18 protein-coding genes and 1 riboswitch are annotated in these 20,130 nt (G+C 63.1%); of the genes, 8 read left to right on the forward strand and 10 right to left on the reverse strand.

Annotated elements, in window-relative coordinates; translation table 11 throughout:
* Positions 1–12: 12 nt before the first annotated feature.
* Entirely contained in the window at positions 13–1,632 is a 1,620-nt protein-coding gene (locus tag JET14_RS18980) for a glucan biosynthesis protein (RefSeq protein WP_200335591.1), read from the reverse strand.
* 400 nt (positions 1,633–2,032) lie between these two features.
* Complete coding sequence (locus JET14_RS18985; RefSeq protein WP_024710009.1) at positions 2,033–2,470, reverse strand: FKBP-type peptidyl-prolyl cis-trans isomerase; 438 nt, start codon at positions 2,468–2,470, stop codon at positions 2,033–2,035.
* A 265-nt stretch (positions 2,471–2,735) separates the two neighbouring features.
* Positions 2,736–2,852, forward strand: a riboswitch (TPP riboswitch).
* Positions 2,853–2,899: 47 nt separating this feature from the next.
* On the opposite strand from JET14_RS18985, the gene thiB reads away from it, so the two are divergent.
* The 4 genes from thiB to JET14_RS19005 all read left to right on the forward strand — a co-directional run bounded on the left by thiB (position 2,900) and on the right by JET14_RS19005 (position 7,805).
* Entirely contained in the window at positions 2,900–3,913 is a 1,014-nt protein-coding gene (gene thiB, locus JET14_RS18990; RefSeq protein ID WP_200335592.1) for a thiamine ABC transporter substrate binding subunit, read from the forward strand.
* Positions 3,914–3,926: 13 nt separating this feature from the next.
* Entirely contained in the window at positions 3,927–5,561 is a 1,635-nt protein-coding gene (thiP, locus tag JET14_RS18995; protein ID WP_200335593.1) for a thiamine/thiamine pyrophosphate ABC transporter permease, read from the forward strand.
* On the forward strand, positions 5,558–6,211 hold the full coding sequence (locus JET14_RS19000) for a thiamine ABC transporter ATP-binding protein (protein WP_200335598.1): 654 nt from the start codon (positions 5,558–5,560) through the stop codon (positions 6,209–6,211). Before thiP ends, JET14_RS19000 begins: the two co-directional genes overlap by 4 nt.
* 100 nt (positions 6,212–6,311) lie before the next feature.
* On the forward strand, positions 6,312–7,805 hold the full coding sequence (locus tag JET14_RS19005) for a M48 family metalloprotease (protein ID WP_200335605.1): 1,494 nt from the start codon (positions 6,312–6,314) through the stop codon (positions 7,803–7,805).
* Positions 7,806–7,816: 11 nt separating this feature from the next.
* Here JET14_RS19005 and JET14_RS19010 read toward each other — a convergent pair whose 3' ends face one another.
* From JET14_RS19010 to JET14_RS19035, 6 genes are all read right to left on the reverse strand, one after another.
* Positions 7,817–8,680, reverse strand: a complete 864-nt coding sequence (locus tag JET14_RS19010; protein ID WP_200335606.1) for an RNA polymerase factor sigma-32 — start codon at positions 8,678–8,680, stop codon at positions 7,817–7,819.
* Positions 8,681–8,912: 232 nt separating this feature from the next.
* Positions 8,913–9,485: a CarD family transcriptional regulator gene (locus JET14_RS19015; protein ID WP_200335607.1), complete on the reverse strand. Its 573-nt coding sequence runs from the start codon at positions 9,483–9,485 to the stop codon at positions 8,913–8,915.
* A gap of 420 nt (positions 9,486–9,905) precedes the next feature.
* Entirely contained in the window at positions 9,906–10,244 is a 339-nt protein-coding gene (gene fdxA / locus JET14_RS19020) for a ferredoxin FdxA (protein WP_200335608.1), read from the reverse strand.
* A gap of 157 nt (positions 10,245–10,401) precedes the next feature.
* Entirely contained in the window at positions 10,402–10,794 is a 393-nt protein-coding gene (locus tag JET14_RS19025; RefSeq protein ID WP_200335610.1) for an RNA-binding S4 domain-containing protein, read from the reverse strand.
* Positions 10,795–10,798: 4 nt separating this feature from the next.
* Entirely contained in the window at positions 10,799–13,828 is a 3,030-nt protein-coding gene (locus tag JET14_RS19030; RefSeq protein WP_200338170.1) for a helicase-related protein, read from the reverse strand.
* Positions 13,829–14,191: 363 nt separating this feature from the next.
* The gene (locus tag JET14_RS19035; protein ID WP_200335612.1) at positions 14,192–14,971 is read right to left on the reverse strand and encodes a LytTR family DNA-binding domain-containing protein; all 780 of its coding nucleotides are present in this window, start codon (positions 14,969–14,971) and stop codon (positions 14,192–14,194) included.
* 120 nt (positions 14,972–15,091) lie between these two features.
* On the opposite strand from JET14_RS19035, the gene JET14_RS19040 reads away from it, so the two are divergent.
* From JET14_RS19040 to phaR, 4 genes are all read left to right on the forward strand, one after another.
* Positions 15,092–15,595: a DUF6622 family protein gene (locus JET14_RS19040; protein WP_200335614.1), complete on the forward strand. Its 504-nt coding sequence runs from the start codon at positions 15,092–15,094 to the stop codon at positions 15,593–15,595.
* 260 nt (positions 15,596–15,855) lie between these two features.
* Positions 15,856–16,011 carry a DUF3309 family protein gene (locus JET14_RS19045; protein ID WP_081725892.1) on the forward strand — a complete coding sequence of 52 codons (156 nt, stop codon included), beginning with the start codon at positions 15,856–15,858 and terminating at the stop codon, positions 16,009–16,011.
* Positions 16,012–16,027: 16 nt separating this feature from the next.
* Complete coding sequence (locus tag JET14_RS19050) at positions 16,028–16,216, forward strand: hypothetical protein (RefSeq protein ID WP_200335616.1); 189 nt, start codon at positions 16,028–16,030, stop codon at positions 16,214–16,216.
* A 382-nt stretch (positions 16,217–16,598) separates the two neighbouring features.
* A complete protein-coding gene (gene phaR / locus JET14_RS19055; protein WP_200335618.1) occupies positions 16,599–17,153 on the forward strand; it encodes a polyhydroxyalkanoate synthesis repressor PhaR in 555 nt (184 codons plus the stop codon).
* Positions 17,154–17,232: 79 nt separating this feature from the next.
* Here the strand turns inward: phaR and JET14_RS19060 are convergent, their stop codons facing one another.
* On the reverse strand, positions 17,233–18,603 hold the full coding sequence (locus JET14_RS19060) for a GH1 family beta-glucosidase (protein ID WP_200335620.1): 1,371 nt from the start codon (positions 18,601–18,603) through the stop codon (positions 17,233–17,235).
* Positions 18,604–18,896: 293 nt separating this feature from the next.
* Positions 18,897–20,081, reverse strand: coding sequence for a Gfo/Idh/MocA family protein (locus JET14_RS19065; protein WP_200335630.1), 1,185 nt, complete (start codon positions 20,079–20,081; stop codon positions 18,897–18,899).
* Positions 20,082–20,130 lie beyond the last annotated feature (49 nt).

Consider the following 20,130-nt stretch of genomic DNA (forward strand, 5'->3'; position numbering starts at 1 on the left):
TCCTTGTTTCCGTCAGTCTGGCTGGTCATCGCCTCTTCTCCATTGATAAAGCCATATTTCACTCAGATCGCGGCTGCCGTCGGAAAGCGCTCCAACCAGTTCCACCGGCGCCTCGCCGGCCGGGCGAACATCGATGGCAAGCCGCCAGACGCCTTCGCCCCTGATCGCCGAAACCGTCGAATGAACGATCTCGCCATTGGTAATGTGCAGGCGCTCCTGAAGTTCCGACCCGCCGCCGAGATCATCGAGCGCGCCGCCGGCGAAATCGACCACCAGCTTGCGGACGTCCTCATCGGCTTCCGTTCCTGATACGCCGCCTTCGCCGCTTCGGATGTCGACCACGCGCGCAATCCGCGCGCGGTCCTCCTCGATCGCGCCCCAGGTCAGGCGATAGGAATATTCGGCCGAACCGCCAGCCTTGGCGGGCGCCTCCGGTTGCCAGAAGGCCACGATATTGTCGTTCACCTCCTTGTCGGTCGGGATCTCGACCAGCGAGATCGACCCCTTGCCCCAGTTGCCGAGCGGCTCGACCAACAGCGACGGCCGACGCTCGTAATGGGCTTCGGCATCCTGGTAGTCCTCGAAATCGCGATGGCGCTGGTAAAGGCCGAAGGCGCGCGGATCGGTCTCGGCGAAGAAGGAATTGGCGAGCTTCTTCGCGTTCTGCAGGTTGCGCCACAGCTCGGTTCCGTCCGCCCGCACGATCTTCAGACCCTCGCTGTCGTGGACCCGCTCGCGATAGTCATCGAAAGCGTGGTGGTTGGCCGGCCCGAACAGGAACATCGACGTCATGGGAGCAACGCCGAGACGGGCGATATCGTTCCGGAAAAACAGCCGCGCCGTCACATCCATGCGCGTGTTCTTGCCGGGCGTGATCACGAACCGGTAGGCCCCGGCCACGCTCGGACCGTCGAGTTCGGCAAAAACTATGATCTTCTCGCCCTCGGCTGCCGGCCGGACGATGTAGAAGGCGGAGAACCGCGGAAACTCCTCGCCCTCGTTCGTCGCGGTGTTGATTGCCAGCCCGCGCGCCGAAAGCCCGTAGAGATTGCCCTGGCCGAGCGCGCGAAAATAGGATGAGCCGAGGAAGGAGATCAGTTCGTCGGAAACATCGGACCGGTTCAGCGGATAGTTGATGCGGAAACCGGCAACGCCGGGCAGTTCGACATCCTTGAACTGCTCGGCGTCAAGCGGCGCGCGAAAAATGAAGTCACTGGCCGAGAACACCAGTTTCTCAGCCTTGCCGTTGGCAACCTCGTAGATCTCGACCGGTGTCTTGAACAACCAGCCGAGCGAAAAAGCCTGCAGCTGGAAATCCGACTGGTCCCGCCATATAGCCTTGTTCGGATCGTAGCGGACCGCGCGATAGTCATCGTAATGGAGCGATTCGAACGGCGCGGGGACATTCTGTGCCGGTTCCTGATACGGTTTGGCGGCGCGCGCCTTCATTCGGGCCGTCAGCGTATCGAAGGTAAAGGCGTCCGGCGACGGCGCCTCCGCCTGCACGGCGTCGTTCTGGTCCGGCACCTTGGCGGGTTCGACGGCTGCGTCCTGCCCGATTGCGCGCCCTGCAAAGCCGGAAAAAGCCAGCGCGCCGACCGCCGTTTGCGCCAGAAAAAAACGTCTCTTCATTCAAATTCCCGTCGGTTGAAAAAGAAGCTTCCGCAATGTTGCATGGCACCAAATCCAGCGCCGAAACGTCTTCTTTGGAAAGGTCTGCCCTTGTCCCGAAACAGCGCGGAAATTGCCTTCGCGGCACGCGCGGACGAGTCCGTAACGGCGGAGCGCCGGTTCGGTTCCACGTCCAGGCAAAAAACCAATGCAAGTTTCCATGCGTTAACAGATAGGGCCCATTCTTGCGCGCACCAAAAGGGGCTGGAACGCCGCGTTGCATTCCAGCCCCATTTATAAGGCAGCCATTCAACCAAAGAATGGCAAGATCATGGCAATATGCCTTCTTCGCGCCGCAATATTTTCGACCGTCCGGAGGACGGCGTCAAGATGGCGGCGCTGCCGAAAAACGCCTTTTTTATCAGGCGGCTTTCACGATTTCGACGAGCTCTATGGCAAAGTTCAGATCCTGTCCGGCGAGCGGATGGTTGGCGTCGACGGTGACCTGCTCTTCCTCGACCTTGGTAACGATCAGCGGCACGGTCTGGCCGTCTGGCGTGCGGGCCTGCAGCTGCATGCCGGGCGCCACATCGACCTCCGCCGGCATGGCCGAACGCGGCACGACCTGAACCTTCTGCGGATCATGCGGCCCATAGGCCTCGTCGGAGGGAACCTGAACCTGCCGGTTGTCGCCGACAGTCATGCCGGCGATCTCGCGGTCGAGTCCGGGAATGATCTGGCCGGCGCCGACCGTGAACTCCAGCGGCTGGCGACCCTCCGAAGAATCGAAGGTCGAACCGTCGTTGAGCGTTCCGGTATAGTGAATACGAACGGTGTCCCCGCTCTTTGCTTCTGCCATTTCGTGTGCTCCTTCCTTGAACACCGAGCGCGACAGCGAAAGACAGGCAAATGCCCGGCCCGCGCCGTAGCGCCGTTTCTCTTTCCTGAAGCGCGTACAAGGTCATTCTCGCGCGCTGCAGAGGATTGAGCCGACACACTTTCCTGCATGACGACTGGCGGGCACATCCGGAAATCCGGATGTGCCCCATACCTAGTCACTTTCGCCGACTATTTCAAATAGGCCGGAGCCCTTGAATTCGCGGCCCGGCCGCGATAGGTGTCGGAAAGCTCTAACGGGGTGCGGAACGCTGATCCTAGCGTCAACCGCTGAGAGGTACGAAGACCAACCCGAGGAACCTGATCCGGTTAAGACCGGCGGAGGGATTAGACGCGTGAACCAGAAGACGCCCTTTTCCCTTATTGATTGCGACAGCACGAAGGAGGCGTCATGTCAGCCCACCATATGAAAATCGCGATTGCGGCACTGGCATTCGGTGCAGCCGGCAGCGCCCATGCCCAGGATGGCAAGGTGCTGACCGTCTATACCTATGAAAGCTTCAACACGGAATGGGGCCCGGGGCCGCTGGTAAAGGACGCCTTCGAGGCCCAATGCGGCTGCACCGTCAAATTCGTCGGCGCGGAAGACGGCGTCGCGCTGTTGAACCGGCTGAAGCTCGAGGGCCGCACGAGCCCGGCCGATATCGTGCTCGGCCTCGACAACAACCTGATCCACGAGGCGAAGGAGACGGGACTTTTTGCCGCATCCGGGGTCTCGACCGAAAACCTCGCCATTCCCGGCGGCTTTGACGACGATATTTTCGTGCCCTTCGACTACGGCTATTTCGACATCGTTTACGACAGCGAGAGTATCGAAACCCCGCCGACAACGCTCGATGACCTCGTCAATGGACCGAGCGACGAAAAAATCGTCATCGAGGATCCGCGCACCTCCACACCGGGGCTTGGCATGCTGTTGTGGATGAAGGCAGTCTACGGCGACGAGGCGGCGGCGAAGTGGGAGACGCTTTCAAAGCGCATTCTGACGGTCGCGCCCGGCTGGTCCGAGGCCTACGGTCTCTTCACCAGCGGCGAGGCGCCGATGGTGCTGTCCTACACCACCTCGCCCGCCTATCACCAGATTGCCGAGGAGACCGACCGCTACAAGGCGGCCGATATCGAAGACGGGCTCTATGTCCAGATCGAGGTCGCTGGCATGACGGAGATGGCCGAGGACCCGGCGCTGGCAAAGTCCTTCCTCGAATTTGTCCTGACGCCCGGCTTTCAGGACGCGATCCCGACGCATAACTGGATGATGCCCGTGGCGCAGACATCCGACCCCCTGCCCGCGGCATTCCAGAACGCGGTCATGCCGGACAAGACCCTGCAGTTCGCCCCCGACGTGGTGGCCGAAAACCGTCAGGCCTGGATCGATGAGTGGCTGAACGCCATGAGCGCGCGGTGACGGGACCGTAACCGTGTATCTGACAGGGGCGGAGTTCCGCCGCAGCCTTTCCGCCGGCCTTGTCGCCCTTCTCGCCGTCCTCGGCTTCATCGCCGTGGCAGTCGCGTCGCTTGCCGGTTTCGGACGGCTTGCCGATGCGGCGGCGGTCCTCAACGAGCCCTATGTCTGGCGCATCCTGCGCTTCACGCTCTATCAGGCTTGCCTGTCAACGCTGATCTCCGTCGCTCTGGCCATCCCCGTAGCGCTTGCCATGGCAAGGCGTCCGCAGTTTCCCGGTCGCATCTGGATCGTCCGGCTCATGGCCGTGCCGCTCGGGCTTCCGGTGCTGATCGGGGCGCTCGGCATTATCGGCATCTGGGGACGACAGGGCCTGTTCAACGATATGCTGGATCTGGCCGCGCTCGGTCGCCCGCTGCAGATCTATGGCCTGCAGGGCATTCTGATCGCCCATGTCTATTTCAACCTGCCGCTTGCCGCCCGCCTCATTCTGGCGGGGCTTGAACGCGTGCCGCAGGAATATTTCAAGACGGCAGCGATGCTCGCCATGCCGCAGCGCAGCGTGTTCCGCCTGATCGAATGGCCGGTGATCGCGCCGCTGATCGCGGGCGTGGCCGGCCTTATCTTCATGCTCTGCGCCACCTCGTTCACGCTGGTGCTGATCCTTGGCGGCGGGCCGGCGGCGACCACGATCGAGGTCGCGATCTACCAGGCGCTGCGGTTTGATTTCAATCCCGCCCGCGCCGTCGCTCTTTCCGGCCTGCAGATCGTGCTGACAGCGCTGGTCCTTGCTGCACTTGCCTTCCTGCCGCGGGCGGGCGATCCGGGAACAAGCGCCAGCAGCGAGGCCGGCCGCCGCCCCGATGCGGACCATCGGCTGTCGCGCGGCTTCGATTTCGCGCTGATCGCGCTTTTCACGCTTTGGCTTATCCTGCCGCTCGCCGTCATCGTGGTAAAGGGCGCGGGCGCCGATCTGATCGGTTTGCTCGTCGAACCCGTCTTCCTCAGAGCGACGGCGACCAGCCTCGCCATTGCCCTGTCGGCGGCGCTGGCCGCGCTTGCCGTGGCGCTTTCCTTTATTGCCGCCATCGGAGCGATCCGGACCTTGAGGGCACCCGAACCCTTTTATCGCGGCAGCGCCGGCGCCATGTCGGCCATGGGCTCGCTTGTGCTTCTGGTGCCGCCGATCGTGCTGGGCACCGGCTGGTTTCTGCTATTGCGCCCCTTCGGCCTCACCGATACGGCAGCGCCGGCAATCGTCGCCGCGATCAACGCGCTGATGGCGCTGCCCTTCGTGCTGCGCGTGCTGCAGCCGGCCTTCGCCGTCCATCGGTCCCGCACCGCCCGACTTGCCGCAAGCCTCGGGCTTTCCGGCCTTGCCCGCTTGCGGATCGTTGACTGGCCGGGTCTGAGGAGACCCGTGCTGACGGCACTGGCCTTTGCCATGGCGCTGTCGCTCGGCGATCTGGGCGCGGTTGCCCTTTTCGGCGGCGATCAGCTGACCACCCTGCCCTGGCTGCTCTACAGCCGGCTCGGCAGTTATCGTACCGACGATGCCAACGGGCTGGCGCTGATCCTGGGCGCGCTTTGCCTCGTGCTGATGATCGCCGGCACGCGCGCGCCCCGAAACGCTGGAAGAGGACAGACGTGACGCAATCTCCCTCAATCGTTCTGGACTCCGCGGCTCTTGCCCTCGGCGACAAGAATTTCCGCTTCAGCGGCGAAATCGCCGGCGGGCGGGTGACGGCGGTGACCGGCCGCTCCGGCTCCGGCAAGACCACGCTTTTGAACCTGATCGCCGGCTTTGAAGAACCCGACAGCGGGCGCGTCATCATCGGCGGCGCGGCGATGAATGGCCTGCATGTGGCAAAGCGTCCGGTCACGGTCGTGTTTCAGGAAAACAATCTCTTTGCCCATCTCGATATCTTCACCAATACCGGCCTTGGGCTGAATGCGCGCCTCAGGCTTGATCGAAACGACAGGCAAAAGATCAGTCATGCCCTTGCCCGCGTCGGCCTTGAAGGCTTTGAACGCCGCATGCCCGCCTCGCTTTCCGGCGGGGAGCGCCAGCGCGCCGCCTTTGCCCGCGCGCTGGTGCGCAATCGCCCGGTTCTTCTGCTCGACGAGCCCTTTGCCGCGCTCGACCCGGAGATGCGCGGGGAAATGGGCGCGCTCCTGCTTGAACTGCACGCGGAAACCGGCAATACCGTGATGATCGTCTCGCACGAGCCCGGCGAGGTCGAAGAGATCGCCGATCACCGCCTTGTCATCGAGAATGAGGCGATTTCGATGCGCTATTGACCCTTGCGGCCGCGAACGCCAAATATGATTGTGGAGAAGCGGCTTGACGGCCGTCACAAAAATACCGGACAAGGGTCGCGTTTTGACAGGCGCAACAAGCATGAACAATAATCCTGGCCGCCTGCAGACGGACCGCCGCCGGACCGGCAGGCATCGTGCCGCGCTTGCCCTTGCCGCCATGCTTGCGCTCTCCGCCTGCACGACGACCGACACCTATTTCATCGTGCCGGACACGGGCGGCAACGAGCAGACCGTCGAGGCGCTGACCCGCAACGATCCCAATGCCGCCATGGGCGCGCGCGAGCATCCGCGCATCCTGGAGACCTATGGCGGGCAGTACCGCGATCCCCAGGTCGAACGGCTTGTCGCCCGTATTGCCGGCGCGCTGACGGCGGTCTCGGAAAATCCGCAGCAGACATACCGCATCACCATCCTCAATTCGCCGAGCATCAACGCATTTGCGCTGCCCGGCGGCTATCTCTACGTCACCCGGGGTCTTCTGGCGCTTGCCAATGACGCCTCGGAGATCGCTGCCGTGCTGTCGCACGAAATGGCGCATGTGACCGCCAATCACGGCATCGAGCGCCAGCGCCGCGAAGAGGCCGAGGCCATTTCCAACGAAGTGATCGCCGAGGTTCTGCCCGATACGCCCGCGGTGGAGCAGATTGCCGCCCGCGGCAAAATGCGGCTTGCCGCCTTCTCGCGCCAGCAGGAGCTTGAGGCCGACGCGATCGGCATCCGCATGCTGGCCGAAGCCGGTTACGACCCGACGGCTGCCGCGCGGTTCCTGCGCTCCATGGCCGCCTTTGCCCAGTATGAATCCGCCGGCGCCGAGGATGCGAGCCTCGACTTTCTCTCAAGCCACCCCAATACGCCGCGCCGCGTGCAGCTTGCCGACGAGCAGGCCGCCCTCTACGCCAATGTCGGCGCAAAGGAGGTCGGGCATGACTATTTCCTGAACGGGATCAATGGCCTGCTCTATGGCAGCAATGCCGACGAGGGGTATATCCGAGATCGCAACTTCTATCATCCGAAGCTTCAGATCGCCTTTGAGGTTCCCCCCGGCTTTTCCATGACCGACAAGGCCAATGCCGTGGTGGCGACCGGCCCCAATGATGTGGCGATCCGTTTCGACGGGGTGAAGGCCAAGGGCCGCCGCGACCTTCAGGACTATATCCAGAGCGGCTGGGTGACCGGCCTCGTGCCCGGCTCGGTCGAGACCACGAGCGTCAACGGCATGCCGGCTGCGACGGCCCACGCGGTCGCCGGCGACTGGTCCTTCGACGTGACGGTGATCCGCGACGGCAACGAGATTTACAGGCTGCTGACGGCGGCGCCGCGCGGCAGCGGCTATCTGGAGGACATTGCCGGCGCGGTCCGCGCGTCCTTCCACAAGATGTCGCCGCAGGAGCTTGCCGCCCTGAAGCCGCTCAGAATCCGGATCGTCAAGGTTCAGCCCGGCGATACGATGGCGAGCCTCTCGGCCAAGATGATGGGGACAAGCCGCAAGCTGGCGCTCTTCAGGGTTCTGAACGCGCTTGGCCCCGGCGCAACCCTTTCGGTCGGCCAGGACGTGAAGATCGTTTCGCAATAGGCGCGAAAATCTCAGGCCGTAACGGCGATCATGCCGCTATCGGCGGTCATCGCCGATTTCAACTTCTCCAGCGCGCGCGTTTCAATCTGGCGCACCCGTTCCTTGGAGATGCCGAGTTCGGCGCCGAGTTCGGCGAGCGTCGCGCCGTCTTCGGCGAGCTTGCGGGCGCGGATCACCCGGTTTTCGCGCGGCGACAGCTTGGAGAGCGCGCGCTTCAGCCTGGCGCTCAGGCGCTCGCCGTCGATCATGCCGGAGACCTGCTCCTCCGGCAGCGGCTGGTCGCAGACCAGAAGATCGATGCGTTCGGTGCCCTCCTCGCCCTCGCCGCCGACCGGGGCCTGCAGCGAGGCGTCGTTGCCGGAAAGCCGCGCATCCATCACCTGGACATCCGAGACCGGAACGCCGAGGCTCTTGGCGATTTCCTCATAGATCGACTGGGAACTCGTCCCGCGGTCGCGTGCGGCAATCTTGGCGCGCAGTTGACGCAGTTTGAAAAACAGCGCCTTCTGGCTGGAACTCGTGCCGCCGCGTACGATCGACCAGTTGCGCAGCACATAATCCTGCATCGAGGCGCGCACCCACCAGCTGGCATAGGTCGAGAAGCGGACGCCGCGCTCGTGATCGAACCGGGCCGCCGCCTCAAGAAGGCCGACATAGCCTTCCTGGACCAGATCGGACTTGGGAAGGCCGAAGCCGCGAAACTTGCCGGCCATGGCGACCACCAGCCTGAGATGCGCCATGGCGATATCGTTTCGGGCGTTGCTGTCGTCGCTGCCGCGCCACCGCGCCGCCAGTTCCGTTTCCTGTTCGCGGGTCAGATAGGGCGCGGCCATTGCTGCGCTGGCTATGCGGTGATCCTGTACGTCGACATTCATGGCATCACTCCCGAAAAGGCAAGACGATCAAGGCCATGAGCACCGGGTGGCCCGGTCAGAACCGCAACCGCCCCAGCACTCCTCAACCATGCAAACGCGCCGGGCGGCCATTTGGTTCACCGCCGGCGGCAGGTTTTCGTGCACAAAAACGTGAAAGGCGGCCAAAACGCAAAAAATCCGGCCACCGGGGCCGGATTTTTTCTCATTCGTTCAAGGCCTGTTCGGAAAGACCTCAGGCGGCCTCTTCGCGCGCGTCGTCCTCTTCGTCCGCACCCTTGCCGCGCTTGGGACCCTTGGCAAGGTGGGACTCGATGAGACGGACGGCCTCGGTTTCCGAGAGCTTGTTGACGGCGGCGATCTCGCGCGCCATGCGGTCAAGCGCCGCCTCGTAAAGCTGGCGCTCGGAATAGGACTGCTCGGGCTGGGTATCGGCGCGGAAGAGATCACGAACGACCTCCGCAATCGAGATCAGATCGCCGGAATTGATCTTGGCGTCATATTCCTGGGCGCGGCGCGACCACATGGTGCGCTTCACGCGGGCCTTGCCCTGCACAACTTTCAAAGCGCGCTCGACGAAATCGGTCTCCGACAGCTTGCGCATGCCGATGCTCATGGCCTTGGCAACCGGCACCTTCAGGCGCATCTTGTCCTTGTCGAAATCGATGACAAAAAGCTCGAGCTTCATGCCGGCCACTTCCTGCTCCTCGATCGCGTTGATCGTGCCAACGCCGTGAGCGGGGTAGACGATGGACTCACCGGTCTTGAAACCATGGCGGCCGGCAGACTTTTTCTGTTGTACTGTCATAGGCTTTTAAAAACTCCCTGTTACGCATCCGGCGGGCGCCGGTCCCGGACATGCATGATCCGGCGGGTGGGACGGATTGGAGGGTCGCACCCACTGTAACCATCAAACGGACAACGAAAAGCGCGACGAATTCCTTGTTTCGAAAGGCATCCGCAGTTCGAATGATTTTGTCGACGCTAGGGTTGATTGCTTTCTTGGGCTATAAGGCAAAAATGCCGTTTTCTGGGTCAGTGACCAGTATATAGCACGTTAAGCAGCAGAAATCAATGAGCCATGCACCCGCGACAAGACGTCGCCGGCGAGAGGGAAGCTTGGCCGAGACCTAACCGAATTGTGCAGCTTCGCCAAGCCCCAAATTGCGCGCGCGCTCAAAAATCTTGGCAAGGCCGGGGGCCGCGCCGCGCCGGCAGCGGGCCACTCTCAGTCGCCGGCGCCCGGCTTGTCAGAGAAGAACTGCTCGAACTTGTTTTCGACGCCGTCCATGGCCTCGGCGTCGGGCAGCGGCTCCTTCTTGATGGTGATATTCGGCCAGGTTTCGGCATATTCGGCGTTGAGCTTCAGCCACTGGTCAAGGCCCGGTTCGGTATCCGGCTTGATTGCCTCGGCCGGGCATTCCGGCTCGCAAACGCCGCAATCGATGCATTCGTCCGGATGGATAACCAGAAAGTTCTCGCCCTCATAGAAACAGTCCACCGGACAGACTTCAACGCAGTCGGTATATTTGCACTTGATGCAGTTATCGGTCACGACATAGGTCATGAAAGGCTCCAGAGATCAGTTTCAGGCCGGCGGGCCACCGGCAGCGCCGGCTAGCAATCGAACCGTGAGGTAACGGCTTTCCGCGCATGCCGCAAGGTGATTTCATTCCACAAACGGGGCTGCTTCGGGTAGAAGTTTCCAAAGGCGAAGGAAAACTCTACTCCTCGCCGCGCAGCCGCATCAGTGAACGGCGCTCCTTCTTGGACGGACGCCCGGCACCCGGCACGCGCTGCGCCTGCTCGAACGCCGAAAGCTTCTCGCGCGCTGCCGGCGGCGGGCTCACATCCCGGTAGAGTTCCTGCGCTTCCGAAAAAGGACCGCGCCGATGACCGGGCGCGCGCACGACGAGATGCACGTCCCGTCGCTCAAGGACCACCACCAGCCTGTCGCCAACCGCCACGTCGACGCTGGGGCGGACGATGCGCGCGCCATTGAGCTTCACATGGCCGTCGCGGACCAGCTTCTGCGCCAGTGACCGCGACTTGACGATGCGCGCGAAGAACAGCCATTTGTCGACGCGCTGGCGTTCCGCTGCTTCGCCCTCAGCCATCGGTTTACCGCTTCATCTGCGCCTTCAGCGCGGCAAGCTTGGCGAAGGGCGAATCCGGATCGACGGGCTTGTCGCGCTCGCGGCGCTGCTCGCGCGGCTTGTTGCCCTCGTTCTCGCCACGATCGCGGCGCGGTCCCTTGCCGCCTTTACCGCCCTTGCCGCCGGGCTTGCCGGAACGCTCGTGCTGCTCGCCGTCACCGCCCTTTCGACCCGGCTGACCGCGACCGCGACCCTCATTGCGCTGGCCGCGCGCCTGATGGCCTTGCCGGTTGCGCTCGTTGTTGCCGCGCGCGCCCGGACGCCAGAGCAGGACGGGCTTTGGCTCTTCCTCCTCCTTGGGCTCTGACGCAGCGATTTCGGCGGGCGCGCCGGAGGCTTCCGCAGCTTCGGCAGCGGGTTTATCGGCCTTCTCGACCGCGCCACTGTCTTCAGCGGGCGTTTCAGCAGCCGGAGCCGCCGGCGTCTCCGTGGCGGCAGGCTCTGCGGCAACCGGTTTCTCGGCGCGCCGGGCAACCGTCTCGACGGCGACGCCTGCATGCTGCTTTGCGGCCTTCTCGGCATCGCGCTCGGCCTGAACGGCCTCAAGCGCCGCGACTTCCTCGGGCGTTGCCACATCGGCGCGATAGCCGAGGCCCTTCAGGATCTCTTCCATGTCGTCGGGCGTTGCGCCGAGGATCGACATCATCGCCGGCGTAGTGACGAAGCGACGGCCGTCGAAGGCGCCTTCCGGCTGCGCGCCACCCGCTTCCGGCTTCCACTGCGTCAGCGGGCGGATGATGTCGGCGAGGCGTTCGAGAATGTCGATGCGCACGGCGCGCTTGCCGAGGTAACGGAAACCGGCAAGCTTGTAGAAGGCGCGTTCGAAAGCCGGATCGGTAACGACCGAAGTGCGACCGGCCGCCAGCACCGGAATGAGTTCGCCATAGCCGGGCTTGTCGAGGCCGTCATTGGCGAGACCCCACAGCAGGGTGATCATCTCGGCCGGCGCCGGCTTCAAGAGAGCTGGCATGAAGACGTGATAGGCGCCAAAGCGCACGCCGTAGCGGCGAAGCGAGGCCCGCGCATCCTGATCGAGCGCCTTGACCTCGGCGGCGACATCGCGCCGGAACAGCACGCCGAAATTCTCGACCAGCTGGAAGGCGAGGCCGCGCGCCAGCCCCTCGATGTCATCGGCGTTGGCGAGATCATCGAGCGGCTTCAGCACCGTCTGGATCTGGTGCGCCACATAGCGCTCGATGCGGGCCGCGACATGATCGCGGGCCGCGCCAGTCAACTGTTCGTCGGCCAGCAGCACGATGCGCGGCCTCAAGACATTTTCGGAGGCAACGAGCCGGGCCACCGGATCGCCGAGCCACCGCACCGTTCCGGAGGAATCCAGCACCAGGTCGGAATTGCCGGAGGCGTGCAGACGCGCGGCCCGCGCCTCGAATTCGAGCGCCAGCGCTTTCAGCGCGGCAGCCTCGATCGCCCTGGCATCCGGCCCCTCGGCGCCGGTCACGGCTTTGAAACGAAAGCCCGCCAGTTCCCCCACATGATGTCCTTCCACAAAGACATCCCCGTTCACGCTCACTTCAGCTTCAAGCATCGCATTCTCTCTCAGGCGCTTCATCAGCACGGAAGTCCTGCGGTCAACGAAGCGTTTCGTCAACCTCTCATGCAGTGCATCCGACAACCGATCCTCTATTTTCCGTGTCTTTTCCTGCCAGTGTGTCGGATCGGCAAGCCATCCGGGCCGGTTCGACACATAGGTCCATGTTCTGATCTGGGCGATACGCGCCGAAAGCGTATCGATTTCACCATCGGTCCTATCGGCATGGCGGACCTGTTTGGCGAGGAAATCCTCATCCACCGTGCCATGCTCGACAAGGTCGAGATAAAGCGAGGCGATCAGGTCGGCGTGTTGGGCCGGCGTGATGCGCCGATAGTCCGGCAGCGCGCAAGCCTCCCACAGGGTCTCGATCCTGTCGCGGCGGTCCGCCTTTCCGGCAACGGCGGGGTTGCGGGCGAGAAACTCCAGCGCGCGCTGGTCGACGGCTGGAAGCGCCCGCGTCAGCCCCTGCACGCGCGGCACCTCGTCAAGGCTCGCCTTCAGCGCATGCAGCGAGGAGAAATCAAGCGTCTTGCAGCGCCATTGCAGCACCTTGACGGGGTCGAAGTGATGGGTTTCGAGCCGCTCCACCAGTTCCTCGTCAAAGGGCGGGACGCGGCTTGTCACGCCAAATGTGCCGTCGCGCATGTGGCGGCCGGCGCGCCCCGCGATCTGTCCGAGCTCGCCGGCATTGAGATTGCGGTACTGATGGCCGTCGAATTTACGATCCTGGGCGAAGGCCACATGATCGACATCAAGATTGAGCCCCATGCCGATGGCGTCCGTCGCCACGAGATATTCGACGTCGCCATTCTGGTAGAGTTCGACCTGGGCATTGCGGGTGCGCGGGCTAAGCGCGCCCAGCACAACGGCCGCGCCGCCCCGCTGACGGCGGATCAGTTCCGCGATCGCATAGACTTCGTCGGAGGAAAAGGCGACGATCGCCGAACGGCGCGGCAGGCGGGTGATCTTCTTCTGCCCGGCGTAGAACAGGCTGGAAAGTCGCGGCCGCTCGACGATCGAAACGCCCGGCAGCAATTGCCGAAGGATCGGCTTCATCGTCGCCGAGCCCAGAAGAAGGGTCTCCTCGCGCCCGCGCAAATGCAGGATGCGGTCGGTGAAGATGTGGCCGCGCTCCAGATCGCCGGCCAGCTGGACCTCGTCGATCGCCACGAAGGCGACATCGGTCTCGCGCGGCATCGCTTCGACGGTGCAGACGCTGTAGCGGGCGGTTTTCGGCGCGATCTTCTCCTCGCCGGTGATCAGCGCCACGCGATTGACGCCGACGCGCTCGACAAGGCGGGTATAGACTTCGCGGGCCAGAAGGCGCAGCGGCAGTCCGATGATGCCCGAGGAATGGGCCACCATGCGTTCAATCGCAAAATGGGTCTTGCCGGTATTGGTCGGACCGAGCATGGCGGTGACACCGCGTCCGCTCAAGATCATTGCTTCAGAATTCAATGTCCCGGTCCCGATTCCCTGGCCGGGGCCAAATCCTCGCCCCCGTCCATTGCTCAAAACGCCGCGCGGAAAACCGCCGGCGCGCGCTTTCTCTATAGATGGACCGGCTTGCGCCCGCAAGCAAGGGGGACAGGGATTTTGCCCGAAACATCGGCTTTTCTTAAGATTTGGAACAGACGCGAACGAATCACAGACGAATCGCTGACTCTGCCGTTTTCCCGGTTTGTTCACGGCTAGATATTGGGTTTTCTCGGCGCCAACGCCCTAGATGTGGAAACGCCATCATCACCTTCCCGGTGAACGGAAGGGGCACGTTAACCTTCGTAAACAAAGGATGAACGCGGACGATCAGCCCGGGGTGAGGCCGGCGGCCCTCACATCCGCCTGATAGCTGCGGCTGACCGGCAGCACTTCGCCGGCGCCGGTGACGATCGCAAGACGCCCGTCCCTCCGCTCCACTCTCTCGACAGCCGCAAGCGCCACCCAATGCGAGCGGTGAATTCTTATCCCGGGCTCCGGTGCGGTCTCCCCGATCGCATCCTTCAGACGGATCAGCACCATGGCCCGTCCGCGCGTCGTGACCACGTCGACATAGTGATCGGAAACCGAGAGCGAGATCAGCCTGCCGCGCTTTTCCAGCGGCAGGCGCGCGAGCAGCGGCGGCGGGCGCTCCGCCTCGCCAGATGGCCCGGTCGCGACGGCATCGCCTTTTTTGCCGCGCAGAAGCTCCATGGCGCCGACAGCGGCAGCCGCGATCAGCAGCGCGTGGTAGGCCGTGGAGAAGAGCGCGGCGGGCGAAAGCGCCTCTTTGCCGGAGACGACAATGGTGACCGGCAGCACGGCGGCCGTGCTGGCAAACCCCGCCGCAAGCGTGACCAGAAGGATGCGAGGAAACGCATGCAGGCCCCGCCGGCGCAGCAGAAAGCTTGTCCAGGCGCCGAAGAAATGCGCGGCGGAAAAGGTCAGAAGAACCACGGCCGCCCAATAGACCAGGCGCAGGAAGAAGGGGAATTCGCGCTCCGTACCGAAGGGGCCGGACCATGCGGCGACGAGAATGACGATCGCAAGAAGCCCGTAGGTCCGCCAGTGGGTAAAATCCCTGTGCATTTCGCGAAGCGTGAACTGCAATCCGCTGCATTTTGCGAAGTTTTTCCGGACTTCGTTCATCTCCCGCTTTTCACGCACCCTTCACGTTTGTCATGAAGGTCCCAGTTTATCCCGAGCGAAATTCGAAAGGAAGGTCACGTTATGGAAATGCTCGTCTCGATCATCGCCGGAACGCCGATCTATGTCTGGGTCATCCTCGTCATACTCGTCCTGCGCGGCGCGAAGCGGTTCCAGGACAAGGAAGTGTCGGTCAACCGGCTCTTCATCCTGCCGCTCCTGTTTCTGATCCTTGCGGCGCACAGGGTGGTTTCACTCGGATTTGCCGCGCCCGCTCTGCAGGGACTCGGCCTCGGGCTCCTTCTCGGCGGTCTTGCCGTGTGGCTGCTGCGGCCGCAGAGGAAACTGCACCCCGTCAGCGCCGACAGGGTGCTGATCGAGGGCGAATGGCACACGCTTGCCATGGTTCTGATCCTGTTTGCCGCGCTCTATGTGCAAAATGCCGGCCTCGCCATCAACCCGGGGCTTGCCAAGCATCCCGCCTTCATGATCCCGGTAAACCTCTTCGTCGGCCTTGCCACGGGTTTCTCGGTCGCCCGCTCGGCCGTCTACATGGCGAAGGCGCGGCGCGTGACGGCGGAGGCGTGAGCCGGGCACTCCCAGGCTTTTTTCCGCGCCGGGACCAAAGCCGGAACGAATCAGCGACGAATCGCTGACAGCCTGGTTTTCCTGTTTTGTTCACCGCTATATATCGTGGATTTACAAAGTCTTAACCATATTTTTTTGGCATTGCGGCTGGCTTTCCGAGGCGGTCGCGATCCTTTCCGAAAGCCCTATTCTAGGCGCTCGGGAACAAATCTCGTCGTGCCGGCGTTCTTTGTCCAACTGATTTCCCGGAGAGAGAAACCATGCTCGGCACAATCCTGCTCATCATCATTATCCTGCTTCTGATCGGCGCCCTGCCGCGCTGGGGCTATTCGCGGACATGGGGTTACGGACCGTCTGGCGGTCTGGGTCTCGTCCTGCTAATCGTCATCATCCTGCTCATCGCAGGCTATGTATAACCTGGAGACCAAGATCATGAAGAAAGCAGTCCTCGCCCTTGCATTCATTCTTCCGCTCGCCGCCTGCACAACGCAGGAACGCAATGCCACGATCGGCGCCGGCGTTGGTACCGCCGCTGGCGCAGCGATTACCGGAGACGCAACCGGCGCGATTGCCGGCGGCCTGATCGGCGGCGGCATTGGCGCGGCGACAGCCAACCGGTAACGCCGACTGTCATCGAAAGCGGCGCGCGCCGAAAGGCTGTCGCGTCAGGACCGGCTCGCAGCACCGCTCGCCGGTCAGGGCGCCGCCATCTCGGGCGGCGCCTTTTTTTGTGCCCGGCTCGAGCCGAGCGGCGGTTTGCAGGTGCGATAACAGAAGCGGGGCGCGAGCATATCAAGAAGCCGCCAGCAGCGACTATCACGCAAAAGTGCGCGCCGGATCAGCCAGTGTCACTGGGCTCGCTATCCGAGAATTGGGCCACGATCGTGCCACCGCGACCCGGTTTCGTGTCGCTGCGCTGCGATAAAACGATTGTAACCCGGTGTTTTTTGAGGTTACATCCAAGACGGGAAGAGGAAACAAAAACGCGGGGAGGAGACACAACATGCCCGTAAAAGACGGACCGACGGCTATCAAGAAATATGCCAATCGCCGGCTCTACAACACCGGCACGAGCAGTTACGTAACGCTTGAGGACCTGGCGGACATGGTGAAACAGGGAGAGGATTTCACCGTTCAGGACGCCAAGTCGGGCGAGGACATCACGCACACCGTGCTGACCCAGATCATCTTCGAACAGGAGGCGAAATCCGGCCAGGGCATTCTGCCGGTCTCGTTCCTGCGCGAAATCATCGGCTATTACGGGGACCAGATGCAGGCCATGCTGCCGGGCTTCCTCGACAACGCGATGAAGGCGTTCTCCGAACAGCAGGCCCACATGCGCGAGCAGATGGACAGGGCGCTTTATGAAAACCCGCTCAAGCGCGAATACTACCGCCGGGAGGAGACGGTACGACGCGCGCCGCTCGGCGCCAGCAGCTACCGCGCCGAGGATGACGAGGGCGGGGAATCCGCTCCGGCCGTGCACCCGGTTGCCGGCGACCTGGACGACCTGCGCCGGCAGCTGCGCGTCCTGCAGAACCGGATCGACAACCTTTAGGTTTCCGGGCGAGAACCGTTGCAACGAACCGCCCAGGACGACATCCGGGCGGTTTGTGCATGCTGCAACGGGCTGAGCCTCAGCGCTCCTCGCCCCTTTCAAGAAATTCCTCCGCAAGCGCCTTGTACCACTTGCCGGAATTCTTCAGCGTGCGCTCCTGGGTCTCATAATCGACATAGATCAGGCCAAAGCGCATCGCATAGCCCTCCGCCCATTCGAAATTGTCCATGAGGCTCCAGGCATAATAACCCTTGAGCGGTATGCCGGCCTCCACGAGGTCTGCGGCAATGGCGATATGGTCGGACAGGTATTCCGTGCGTGGCGCGTCATCGACCACGCCGTCAACGGGCGCCATGTTGTAGCACGCGCCGTTTTCGGTGATGTACATGTCCGGCAGGTCGTAACGCTGGTAGACCTGCTCGGTCAGCATCTTCATGGCCGGCGCGTGGGTTTCCCAGCCGATATCGGTGATCACGTTATAGACCGGCGCGCCGAAGCTGACCGCCGGAAATTCGGCGCCCGACGCGCTGTCATCGGCCACGCGCGACGGCATGTAGTAGTTCAGGCCCCACCAGTCGAGCTTGCCGCTAATCAGATCGAGATCGCCGTCCTCGATTACCGGCATCCGTTCTCCCAGCGCCGACATGAAGCCGTCCGGATAGGCGCCCTTGAACAGGGGATCGAGAAAGACGCCGTTGTTGAACTGGAAGCTGCGTTCGGCCGCAGCTCGGTCGGTATCCGTGTCGTTGATCGGGTAGATCGCCTGCAGATTGAGCACGATGCCCGCCTTGACCTCGGGGGCTTCCTGACGGATCGCCTCAAGGCCGAGCCCGTGGGCGAGGTTGACGGTGTGGAGCGCCGCAAGGGCTGCATCCATGGATCTCTCGCCCGGCGCGTGGATGCCGTAGAGGTGGCTGAGCCAGACAATGCACCAGGGCTCGTTGAAAGTGGAAACCAGGTCCAGCCGGTCGCCGAACCGCTTCATCACAGTCTGCACATAGCGCTGATAGGCATAGGCCGTGGAGCGCGCCGTCCAGCCGCCCTCGCCTGCAAGCGTCAGCGGCAGGTCCCAGTGGTAGAGCGTCGCATTGGTCTTCAGCCCGCGCGCCTTGCAGCCGTCGATGAGCCGGTCGTAGAAATCAAGCCCCGCCTCGTTCACCGGTCCGCGACCGTCCGGAATGATGCGCGGCCAGGCGATCGAGAACCGGTAGGTCTCGACGCCGAGATCCTTCATCATGTCGAGATCGCTCTCAAGACGGTGGTAGTGGTCGCAGGCGACATCACCGGTGTCGCGGTTATGCACGCGGCCGGGCATATGGGAAAAGGCATCCCAGATGGAGGGTTTGCGCCCGTCCTCGCGCGCCGCGCCCTCGATCTGGTAGGAAGCGGTGGCAACGCCGAAAATGAAATCGTCCGGAAAACGACGGGCGAGCTGTTTCGGGTCGATCATGGTCGGTGATCCTTCAAGTGTCGGCCCGGCGAACAGCCTTGTCGGCCGCCGGACCGCATCATTGTCGTTTCGGCTGCGCGTCGGCGGATCTCGGCCTTGTCCGGACGGCGCGGCGGTTTTCGAAAGGTGATCTAGAGGAGTTGGGCGGGTTTGTACATAAACGCAAAGGCGAATCTGAAACGTTGCAGAAGTTCGATGTCCGGCGTTGCCGATTTGCGTCATCGCCTGACGGCGGTCAAGAAAACGCCCCGCCCGAAAGGTCGTCCGGCGGGGCGCGGGTATGTCTTGCCGGGTCAGACGTCGAGCCCGACCCATTTTCCGTCAGCCTTCGAGGAGGCAACGCAGGCCTCGATGAAGGCAAGGCCGATGACGCCGTCCTCGATCGTCGGATAGACCACGTCATCCGCCGTCTTGCCGTCGCGGAACGCCTTTATCGCCCGGGCGGCCTCGGTATAGATATTGGCGAAGCCCTCCAGATAGCCTTCAGGGTGGCCGGCCGGGATGCGCGATACGCGGGTGGACGCATCAAGCGCGCCGGCGCCGTTGCGCGACAGCAGGCGCTTCGGCTCGCCGAAGGGCGTGTACCACAGATAGTTCGGGTTTTCCTGCGCCCATTGGATGCCGCCCTTTGTGCCGCAGATCTTGATCTGCAGCCCGTTTTCGAAGCCTGGCGCCACCTGGCTTGCCCACAGCATGCCCTTCGGCCTCACTCCGTTCTTTTCCTTGAAGCGCAGCATGATATGGGCGTTGTCATCAAGCTGGCGACCCTCGACGAAGCTGTCGAGATCGGCGGCAAGGCTTTCCAGTTCCGCGCCGGAAACGAAAAGCGCCAGATTGAGCGCATGGGTGCCGATATCGCCGATCGCGCCGCCTGCGCCCGAGCGCTTCGGATCGGTGCGCCATTCCGCCTGTTTGGAGCCGGAGCGTTCGGCCGGCTCCGTCAGCCAGTCCTGCGGATATTCGGCGTGGATCAGGCGGATATCGCCGAGATCGCCGTTTTCGATCATGGCGCGGGCCTGCCGGATCATCGGATAGCCCGTGTAATTGTGGGTGAGGATGAACAGTGCATCGGCCTTGTCGGCGATCGCCTTCAGCGCCTTGGCTTCCTCAAGGCTGGACGTCACCGGCTTGTCGCAGATGACGTGGATGCCCTTTTCGAGAAAGGCCTTGGCCGGGCCGAAATGCATGTGATTGGGCGTGACGATCGCCACCGCCTCGATGCCGTCCTCGCGCGCGGCTTCCTTCTCGGCCATTTCCTCGTAGGAGCCATAGGTGCGCTCGGGATCGAGACCGAGCTCCTTGCCCGAAGCGAGCGCCTTTTCCGGCGTCGACGACAGGGCGCCGGCGACGAATGTGTAGTGATCGTCGAGGCGCGATACCATGCGGTGCACGCCGCCGATGAAAGCGCCGGACCCGCCGCCGACCATGCCGAGCCGAATGCGGCCCGAATAGATTTCGTCTTTGCCTTTGATTGCCATTGGAATATCTCCTGAATTGTCTTTGGCCGGGGGTATCCCCTCATCCGGC

The organism is Martelella lutilitoris (assembly GCF_016598595.1).
Lineage (GTDB): Bacteria > Pseudomonadota > Alphaproteobacteria > Rhizobiales > Rhizobiaceae > Martelella > Martelella lutilitoris_A.